At 67.1% G+C, this 6,843-nt stretch carries 5 protein-coding genes; 3 read left to right on the forward strand and 2 right to left on the reverse strand.

Translation table 11 applies throughout. From position 1 onward, the window contains the following. Positions 1-72: 72 nt before the first annotated feature. Complete coding sequence (locus DM373_RS06645) at positions 73-1,725, reverse strand: acyl-CoA dehydrogenase family protein (RefSeq protein ID WP_110992767.1); 1,653 nt, start codon at positions 1,723-1,725, stop codon at positions 73-75. Positions 1,726-1,833: 108 nt separating this feature from the next. Beyond that, complete coding sequence (locus DM373_RS06650) at positions 1,834-3,825, reverse strand: sensor histidine kinase (protein WP_110992768.1); 1,992 nt, start codon at positions 3,823-3,825, stop codon at positions 1,834-1,836. Between the two features lie 264 nt (positions 3,826-4,089). On the opposite strand from DM373_RS06650, the gene DM373_RS06655 reads away from it, so the two are divergent. From DM373_RS06655 to hemL, 3 genes are read left to right on the forward strand one after another with little or no spacing between them, the layout of a single operon-like run. Then, positions 4,090-4,887: a hydroxymethylpyrimidine/phosphomethylpyrimidine kinase gene (locus tag DM373_RS06655; RefSeq protein WP_110992769.1), complete on the forward strand. Its 798-nt coding sequence runs from the start codon at positions 4,090-4,092 to the stop codon at positions 4,885-4,887. Between the two features lie 14 nt (positions 4,888-4,901). Then, positions 4,902-5,525, forward strand: a complete 624-nt coding sequence (gene thiE, locus DM373_RS06660; protein ID WP_110992770.1) for a thiamine phosphate synthase — start codon at positions 4,902-4,904, stop codon at positions 5,523-5,525. A gap of 17 nt (positions 5,526-5,542) precedes the next feature. Further along, positions 5,543-6,826: a glutamate-1-semialdehyde 2,1-aminomutase gene (hemL, locus tag DM373_RS06665; protein WP_110992771.1), complete on the forward strand. Its 1,284-nt coding sequence runs from the start codon at positions 5,543-5,545 to the stop codon at positions 6,824-6,826. Positions 6,827-6,843 lie beyond the last annotated feature (17 nt).

Here is a 6,843-nt window from a genome sequence, read left to right on the forward strand (position 1 = left end):
GCGCTGAGCCTTTCGCGGGGCAAGCCCGCGCCCACGGCAGCATCGTGGGAGCGGGCTTGCCCCGCGATGGCGTCATCCGCCCCAGACCGGCGTAGCCCGCGCGACCAGAGCCTGAGCATCCACCCCACGCGGCAATGCGCCATAAACCCGCCCACCGCCACCCAGGCGGCTGGCAATGAAGGCATCGCTGACCGTGGCGTTACCGGCCTCGAGCAGCAGCTTGGCCTGCAAGGCTACGGCAATATCTTCGGTCAGTTGGCGAGCCCGGTACTGAATGTCGCCGGTATCGGCGAACGCCCCTTTGAGGTTGCCGATGAACGCCGCCAGGCGTGGATCGCCATGGCCATCGCCCAGCTCGATGAACAACGCATCCAGCACACCCGGCTCCTTCGACAGCGCCCGCAGCACGTCCAGGCACTGCACGTTGCCGGAACCTTCCCAGGTCGAGTTGACCGGCGCCTCACGGTACAGCCGCGGCAGGATGCTGTCCTCGACATAGCCCGCACCGCCCAGGCACTCGGCGGCCTCGTTGATCATCCCCGGCGCGCGCTTGCAGATCCAGTACTTGCCCACTGCCGTCACCAGGCGGGCGAAATGCGCTTGCTGCGGGTCGTCGAGCTGCTCCAGGGCCTGGCCCATGCGCAGGCTCAGGGCCAGCGCCGCCTCGCTCTCCAGGGCCAGGTCGGCGAGCACGTTCTGCATCAGCGGCTGCTCGCTCAATACCCGCCCGCCGACCTTGCGGTGGGCGCAGTGATGGGCGGCCTGGGTCAGCGCCTGGCGCATCAGCGCACTGGAGCCGACCATGCAATCGAAGCGGGTCATGGCCACCATCTCGATGATGGTCGGCACACCCCGGCCCTCTTCGCCGATCATCCACGCCAGGGCGCCACGGAACTCCACCTCGCTGGAGGCATTGGAGCAGTTGCCGAGCTTGTTCTTCAGGCGCTGGATATAGAACTGGTTGCGCTGGTCGTCCGGGCGGTGGCGTGGCAGCAGGAAGCAGCTCAGGCCCTTGTCGGTCTGGGCCAGGGTAAGGAAGGCGTCGCACATGGGCGCCGAGCAGAACCACTTGTGCCCCACCAGCTCGTAGGGCTGGCCCGGGCCTGGCGCGCCGACCGGGTAGGCGCGGGTGGTGTTGGCACGCACATCGGTGCCGCCCTGCTTCTCGGTCATGGCCATGCCGATGGTCACCCCGGCCTTGTGCCGGTCACCGACATTGCGCGGGTCGTATTCGCGGGCGAGGATCTTCGGCAACCAATAGCTGGCCAGCTCCGGCTGCAACCGCAGCGCCGGCACGGCGGCGAAGGTCATGGTCAGCGGGCAGCCGGTTCCGGCTTCGGCCTGGCTGTGCAGGTAGGTCATGGAGGCCCGCGCCACATGGGCACCCGCGCGTGGCTCGGCCCAGGGCAGCGAGGGCAGGCCATGCTCGACCGCGGTGCGCATCAGCTCGTGGTAGGCGGGATGGAACTCCACCAGATCCACCCGATGGCCGTAGCGGTCGTGGCTGCTGAACTCGGGTTTGTGCGCATTGGCGAGGAACCCGGCGGCCATCAACGGGCCGCCGGCCAGTGCCCCGTAGGCATCGATCCGCGACTCGGCCCAGCCGGCGCCAAAGCGCCGCGACCATTCCTGCAAGGGCTGGTCGAGGCGGTACAGGTTGGCGCCGTCGAGGGGCGGCGGCTGGTTGGTGACTTCGTGGGTTTCGGCGAACTGGTGCAGGTTCATCGAGGGCCTCCTGGATCCGCTCATGCCTGGAAAACCCAGTGAAGCACCGCAGCCCGCACAGTCAAAGTGACAAAACTGCCGATGAGCAGATCATTTCCTGCCCGCCCGTCAGTAGCGCCTGCGCCCCGTCGCCGCCCGGCTGGAAGTCACCTGCACCTGGGCCACGGTCAGGGTCAGGCTCAGTTCGAAGCGGCTACCCAACCCCGGGGTAGACTCGTGCGACAGCTGCGCGCCAACCAGTTCGCCCAATTGGCGGCAGATCGACAGGCCGATGCCCAGGCCGCCGTAGCGCCGAGTCATCGAACCGTCGACCTGGTAGAAGCGCTGGTACAGCACGGCCTGGTCGAGGTCTTCGAAACCGATGCCGCTGTCGCTGACGGTCAGGCTCAACGCCAGCCGGTCGGGCCCTATGCGGCGGCCACGCACCTGCACGGTCACGCCGCCCTGGTGGGTGAACTTGAGGCCGTTGTCCACCAGGCAGGCCAGGCAACGGGCGAGCTTCTGCGCATCGCCCACCAGGCTGTCGGGTACGTCGGCGGGGATATCCAGGGTCAGGTACAAGCCCTTGGCCAGTGCCTGCCCGGCGTAACCGGCACGCAGCTCCTGGAGCAGGCGGCGCAGGCTGAACGGCACACCGTGGTTGCGCAGGCGGCCGGCCTGCAGCTCGGTGAGGATGAGGATGTCGTCGACCATGGCCATCATGTCCTGGGCGGAACCTGCGGCCGTGCGGTGGTACTGGGCCTGCTCGGCGCTCATGGGCAGGGTGTGCAGCAGCTCCAGCGAGCCGATCACGCCGTTCATCGGGGTGCGCAGCTCATGGGTGACGGTGGCTAGGAACTCGTCTTTCAGGCGATTGCTGTGGGCCAGTTGCTGGTTCAGCTGTTCAAGGGTGCGCCCGGTCTCGCGCAGGGCCTGGGCCTGCTCCTCGCGCAGGCTGTTGATGCGATCGGCCAGCGCCAGTGACAGCAGCGCCACCTCCAGCGCCGAACCGAGCTGGCTGGCGTACATGGTGAGGAACACGTTAGGCAGATAGCCCAGCACCATCAGGGTGTTGACCAGCCCGCCCAGCAGGAAGGCGGTCCAGGCGATGATGAACCAGCGCGCCACCCGCACCCCGCGCCACCAGGCATACAGGCCTGCGCTGAAAATGCTCACGGTGAACAACAGCGCCAGCACCGTGGCCATGCGCAGCGCGATGCCGTAACGCAGGGTCACCGCCAGCACCATGACCAGCGCACCACCCGCCATCAGTGCCATCAGCAGGCGGTCGAAACCACGGCTGAGCCGGCCCAGCTGCAGGAAATGGCGGGCGAACTGGCAGCCGAACAGCCCGGCGGCGCCGATGAACAGGGGCGTCGCGGCATTCGCCCACCACGGGCTGTCCGGCCAGAAGTAGGCGATACCGGCACCGTTGACCGACACCTGGTACAGGCCGAACGAAGCGATGTAGAGGATGTAGTAGAGGTAACTGACATCGCGCACGCTGAGGTAGATGAACAGGTTGTAGACCAGCATCACCAGCAGCACGCCATAGATCATGCCCAGCACATACAGGCGGGTGGGCTGGTCTTCAAGGTACGCCTGGGTCGACCACAGCGTCAGCGGCGCCTGGACCGAACCCTGGCTGTGCAGGCGCAGGTAGGCGGTGGTCGCCTGCCCAGGTTGCAGGGGCAGCTCGAACAGGTAGTTGTTCTGACGAATCTGCCGGCTGGCGTAGGGCAGTGCATCGCCGGTGCGCTGGGCCAGGCGAAACACCCCTTGGGCATCCGGCAGGTAGAGCTCGAGGTGATCCAGCGGCGGGTAAGCCAGCTCCAGCAACCATTGGCGCGGCGCGGCGGAGGGGGTGGCGGCGTAGTTCAGGTCGATTCGCAGCCAGAACACCGAGGTCGAGTAACCGGCATTGAGCACCTCATGGGGGTGCGCCTGGAAACGGCTGGCAAAGGCGGGCGCGCTGACCTGGCCAATACTGGCACTGCCATCGTGGTCCTCGTAGACCTGCATGAACCTGCCCAGTGGCAGTCGTGCGGTGCTGGCGTCGAATTCGACCGCCCCGGCGAACAGGGGCAAGCAGCCCAGAAGCACAATCAGCAAATAGCGCATACAGCCCCAGCATGGCCTGTCCGTTCGCGTCGCGTTGCCTCCCTTCCCTTTGAGACGACGTGATCCGGCAGAGTCCGTTGATCGAATTATCCGAGCACTCTAGCATAGCTTTCCGGCAAGGCCAGAGGCCACTCTAAATTTGCACGAAACAGCTCTAGAATGCGCATTACAGCAGAAGCACAGCAGATATCCTGACCACTCGATCAGCAAATCTTGCGCGGCGACCGATCCGCACAAAAAGGTTTGGTGATAAGCTCGCCGACCATGAATACCTACAGCTCCCGCCCCGTTGTCCTCTGTCTCTCCGGCCACGACCCAAGTGGTGGCGCCGGGCTGCAGGCAGATATCGAAGCCCTGATCGCCCAAGGCTGTCACGCCGCACCGGCCGTGACCGCCCTGACCGTGCAGGATACCGTCAACGTTTCCGACTTCCGCGTGCTCGACCGCGAGTGGGTGTTGGCCCAGGCCAACGCCGTGCTGGCCGACTCCACCGTGGCCGCGGTCAAGCTGGGCATGCTCGGCTCGATCGAAATGGTCGACACCGTGGCCGAACTGCTCAGGGCCCACCCGCACCTGCCGCTGGTCTGCGACCCGGTGCTGCGCGCCGGCGGCGGTGGCCGCCTGGGCAAGGACGAGGTCGGCTACGCACTGCGCGAGCGCCTGCTGCCGCTGGCCACCATCGCCACCCCGAACCTGCCCGAGGCGCGTATCCTCGCCGAACTGCCGGACGGCACCGCCGACGAGTGCGCCGCCAAACTGCTGCCATTCGTCGAGCACCTGCTGATCACCGGCGGGCACGGCGACGAGGACGAAATCCACAACCGCCTGTACAGCCGCGATGGCCAGCAGCACACCTGGACCTGCCAACGCCTGCCCGGCAGTTATCACGGCTCGGGCTGCACCCTGGCCAGCGCCCTGGCCGGCCGCCTGGCCCTCGGCGAGCAGCTGCAAAGCGCCGTGCGCAGCGCCCTGGACTACACCTGGCGCACCCTGCGTGACGCCGAGCAACTGGGCAAGGGCCAGTACGTGCCACGCCGCCTGCCCCTGGATTTCTGCTCCTGACACGAGGCCACCCGATGAAGCTCCGCGGTCTGTATGCGATCACCGATAGCCAGCTGCTCGCCGGCCGTTTCCTCAGCCACGTCGAGGCGGCACTCGAAGGCGGCGTCTGCCTGTTGCAGTACCGCGACAAGAGTGACGATGGCGCCCGCCGCCTGCGTGAGGCCGAAGCGCTGAAGACGCTGTGCGAGCGCTACGGCACCCAGTTGATCATCAACGACGACGCCGAACTGGCCGCCCGCCTGGGAGTCGGCGCGCACCTGGGGCAGACCGACGGCCCGCTCACGCCGGCCCGCGCCCTGCTCGGCCGCCAGGCGATCATCGGTTCCACCTGCCACGCCAGCCTTGAGCTTGCCCAGCAGGCCGCCAAGGAAGGTGCCGACTACGTCGCCTTCGGCCGCTTCTTCAATTCCGTCACCAAGCCGGGCGCACCGGCCGCCAGCGTCGATCTGCTGGAACAGGCCCGCGCCCAGGTCAAGCTGCCGATCGCCGTGATCGGCGGCATTACCCTCGACAACGCCGCCCCGTTGGTCGCCCATGGCGCCGACCTGCTGGCGGTGATCCACGGCCTGTTCGGTGCCGACAGCGCGCAGGAAGTCACCCGCCGCGCCCGCGCCTTCAACGCCCTGTTCGCTTCCTGATTTCGAGAGAAGATCCCATGTCCCGTTCCGAAGCCCTGTTCGCCCAAGCCCAGAAGCACATCCCCGGCGGCGTCAACTCGCCGGTCCGCGCTTTCAAGAGCGTCGGCGGCACTCCGCTGTTCTTCAAGCACGCCGAAGGCGCCTACGTCGTCGACGAGGATGACAAGCGCTATGTCGACTACGTCGGTTCCTGGGGCCCGATGATCCTCGGCCACGCCCACCCGCAGGTACTGGACTCGGTGCGCAAACAGCTGGAGCACGGCCTGTCCTACGGCGCCCCGACCGCCATGGAAACCGAGATGGCCGACCTGGTCTGCTCGCTGGTGCCGTCGATGGAGATGGTGCGCATGGTCAGCTCCGGCACCGAAGCCACCATGAGCGCCATCCGCCTGGCCCGTGGCTACACCGGCCGTGACGCCATCATCAAGTTCGAAGGCTGCTACCACGGCCATTCCGACAGCCTGCTGGTCAAGGCCGGCTCGGGCCTGCTGACCCAGGGCGTGCCCAGTTCTGCCGGCGTACCGGCGGACTTCGCCAAGCACACCCTGACGCTGCCGTTCAACGACATCGCCGCGGTCGAGAAAACCCTCGCCGACGTCGGCCAGACCGTGGCCTGCATCATCGTCGAGCCGGTGGCCGGCAACATGAACTGCGTACCACCGGCGCCGGGTTTCCTCGAAGGCCTGCGCGCGCTGTGCGACAAGCACGGCGTAGTGCTGATCTTCGACGAAGTGATGACCGGCTTCCGTGTCTCCCTCGGCGGTGCCCAGGGCTACTACGGCATCACCCCTGACCTTTCGACCTTCGGCAAGATCGTCGGCGGCGGCATGCCGGTCGGCTGCTTCGGCGGCAAGCGCGAGATCATGGGCTGCATCGCCCCGCTCGGCCCGGTCTACCAGGCCGGCACCCTGTCCGGTAACCCGCTGGCCATGGCGGCCGGCCTGACCACCCTCAAGCTGATCAGCCGCCCGGGCTTCCACGACGAGCTCAGCGCCTACACCAGCCGCATGCTCGACGGCCTGCAGCAGCGCGCCGATGCCGCTGGCATCCCGTTCGTCACCACGCAGGCGGGCGCCATGTTCGGCCTGTACTTCAGCGGCGCCGATGACATCGTCACCTTCGACGACGTGATGGCCAGCGATGCAGACCGCTTCAAGCGCTTCTTCCACCTGATGCTCGAAGGCGGCGTGTACCTGGCGCCGAGTGCGTTCGAGGCGGGCTTCACCTCCATCGCCCACGGCGACAAGGAGCTGCAGATCACCCTGGATGCGGCCGAGCGGGCATTCGCCAAGCTCAAGTAACACGCTTACCAGTACCG

Origin of the sequence: Pseudomonas sichuanensis (genome assembly GCF_003231305.1) — a bacterium.
Lineage (GTDB): Bacteria > Pseudomonadota > Gammaproteobacteria > Pseudomonadales > Pseudomonadaceae > Aquipseudomonas > Aquipseudomonas sichuanensis.

Coding starts and splice junctions, on each gene's coding strand:
- DM373_RS06655 (WP_110992769.1), top strand. CDS start 4,090: ATGAATACCTACAGCTCCCGCCCCGTTGTCCTCTGTCTCTCCGGCCAC.
- DM373_RS06650 (WP_110992768.1), bottom strand. CDS start 3,825: ATGCGCTATTTGCTGATTGTGCTTCTGGGCTGCTTGCCCCTGTTCGCC.
- DM373_RS06645 (WP_110992767.1), bottom strand. CDS start 1,725: ATGAACCTGCACCAGTTCGCCGAAACCCACGAAGTCACCAACCAGCCG.
- thiE (WP_110992770.1), top strand. CDS start 4,902: ATGAAGCTCCGCGGTCTGTATGCGATCACCGATAGCCAGCTGCTCGCC.
- hemL (WP_110992771.1), top strand. CDS start 5,543: ATGTCCCGTTCCGAAGCCCTGTTCGCCCAAGCCCAGAAGCACATCCCC.